Source organism: Aminobacter sp. P4_H6_2 (assembly GCF_056400805.1).
Map to the genome: position 1 here is coordinate 1 of NZ_JBFUKO010000768.1, position 2,291 is coordinate 2,291.

Annotated in this window: 2 protein-coding genes; both read right to left on the bottom strand. The window is 61.2% G+C overall.

Annotation, left to right across the window (positions count from 1 at the left end; translation table 11 throughout):
- On the bottom strand, positions 1–1,174 hold a 1,174-nt coding region (locus tag AC1DUU_RS29845; RefSeq protein ID WP_476786931.1), incomplete at its 3' end, for a type II toxin-antitoxin system HipA family toxin.
- On the bottom strand, positions 1,174–1,551 hold the full coding sequence (locus tag AC1DUU_RS29850; protein ID WP_476786932.1) for a helix-turn-helix domain-containing protein: 378 nt from the start codon (positions 1,549–1,551) through the stop codon (positions 1,174–1,176). The genes AC1DUU_RS29850 and AC1DUU_RS29845, both read right to left, overlap by 1 nt.
- Between the last annotated feature and the right edge of the window lie 740 nt (positions 1,552–2,291).

Here is a 2,291-nt window from a genome sequence, read left to right on the forward strand (position 1 = left end):
CCAGCGTACTGAAGACGCCCACCTGTCGAAGTGCATCTCGCCATTCCCCAGAGATGCGCTGCGCCGTCTCACGGATCATCTGGCGAGCATCCGTCTTGGCGATCTCGAAGAACTCGCAGGCCTCGAAGGCCAGACGGATCGACCGGTCATGTGCGCCGCCCTCAAGAATTGCCGTTTCGAGATGCGGATTGCGGTCAGGTGCGGGGTTCACGCCGAAAACCGGAGACAGTCGCCAGCGACCGGCCCCCACATAAAGGAAACCATGGTTCTTCAGATGGTCATCCTTGTTCGACACGAGAATGGTGAAGATCAGGCGCAGAAAGAGTTCGCGGAAATCTCCCTGCGGATCGGCGGCGTTTGCCCGCATGAAGTCGACGATCTCCGTATAGGAACCGAGCTCGGTTCCTATCTTCCCCAAAGCGGTGCGGGCCGAGATGTAAGGAATACGCGCGGTTTTGCGCCGATCGAAACGCTGGATCAGAGCCACCGGAAAGGGTGTATCGGCCAGCTCCAGCCTGAACTCGGGCGTGCGGAGGCCACAGGCTCGAGCGAGGCGGAGCGTTGCCACCTCAACGCGCTCGATTGGGTGCTGGTCGTGAACCGAGGTGAACTTGGCAAGCCAGAGCGTGTCGCCGTCTCGGACATTGGCCTTGGGACGCGCGCCACCGGAACCGCCCGCGCCGGCGAGCGCCTGCATCTCTTCGGCGGATATCTCCTTGCCTTGCTCATAGGCCCGGGCGATGGCCGTGATGGCCTCCAGATCGACCAGTCGCGGCACCGCGTCGACCGCGCCACCCCGGATGATTTCTCCCCTATCGTCCACAAATCGCAGCGCGCCCTGCCGGCAGGCATCATCGGACAGCGTCAAATACTCGAACTCGGAAAGGCCGGTGCCATAGGTGCGTTCGAGAAGCCTGCGGCCCCAGCTGTCCGGCGCGGCGTCGGCGAAGACGCCCGCCAATGCGTCGCGCATGCTTCCGAGCTGCCCAGGTGTGTGAAATGGCCCAGCTTCAAGAGGAAAGGTCGGCTGCACGGCAAAGGCGCGAGGATTCTCGACCCAGGCGGGATCATAGGCAAAGGTCGAGAATTGCCGCGGCCCGGCCTGCGTGAAACGCAGCTGGCCAACGGGCATCAGGCTCTCGCCGAGAACAACACGGGCGTTGAAGTCAGACATCAGAATGACGCTCCGTCCGGATCGATGACATCCGGATGCTTCTCTGCCATCTTACCCTTGGCCTTCTGCCTGCGCAGTGTGGTCGCAAAAGATCGTCCGCGACGCGGCTGGCGTTCGGCGGTCAATGCCAGACCCAGATCATCCTTTCGGATGTCGATCAGGTCGGCCAGCCGGTCGACAAGACCAAGCACGACCAGGATATCCGCGAGCGTGCCGATCCCGACACCGGGATCCCCCTTTTCGAGACGTGCGACGGTGCTTGGCGACGTGCCCGCCCGCACCGCCAGATCGGCCATGGCAATGCCGCGCCGCAAACGAGCGCCGCGGACGTCGTGTCCAAGCCTTTCGAGGGCGGATTTTGATTTCGGCGAGCCCATTGCAATGATCCAGATACGGTGATTAATATTATTTATTACATCATATATGACTAACTTGACAGATTCGACAAGGGGGGTTGTCGCGACAGTGGTCCTGCCGACCTACCCACCAATCGTGAAGCTACCGGCTGCCTAGGGGGCCGGAGAGATGTATCGCGACGACTGGCGGCCGGCTGGAGGATGCGGAAGCGAGCCGCCGATTCGACGTTATTGCCCGATACCGAATGCCCCCGCCTTGCCTAAATAGATCGGGTCACGTCGTTTGCGGCGATCGTCGCGCCAAAAAAGAGACACAGATCCAGTAAAAGTATCGGGTCGCGCTCGCACTGTTCTTCGATTCCGAGTGCCAAAGCCAGCTGGGTCAGCGCGGATCGCGCTATCGTTGTGAGCTCGATCAATCGTCGATCGGGATACTGCAAGCACGCCTGCCTACAGGCGCCGCGGGGCAGGCGTCCGCAGCTGGCAGTCCCAGTTGGCGTTGAAGTCAGGGTCGGTTCCGATGCCCTCGACAGCCGAGGCATCGATCCCGTTGAAGATTTCTAAATCCTCTGTCACCGGACTGATCACAATTGTGGAGACCTGCCCGGCTTGCTGTGACCAGAAGATAGCGCCGCACGAGGGCCAAGGACCATGTCGGGGGGAGCGGCAACATTTGGAGAGCGAGGTTGATCGTGATCAAGGCGGCCACAGACCGCCTTGGTTCAGATGGTCAGTTCAACCTCACTCTCCTACCTATCGGT

What these genes read in the sequence shown, in the direction of transcription:
- AC1DUU_RS29850 (WP_476786932.1), bottom strand. Translation starts at nt 1,551, where the DNA reads ATGGGCTCGCCGAAATCAAAATCCGCCCTCGAAAGGCTTGGACACGAC.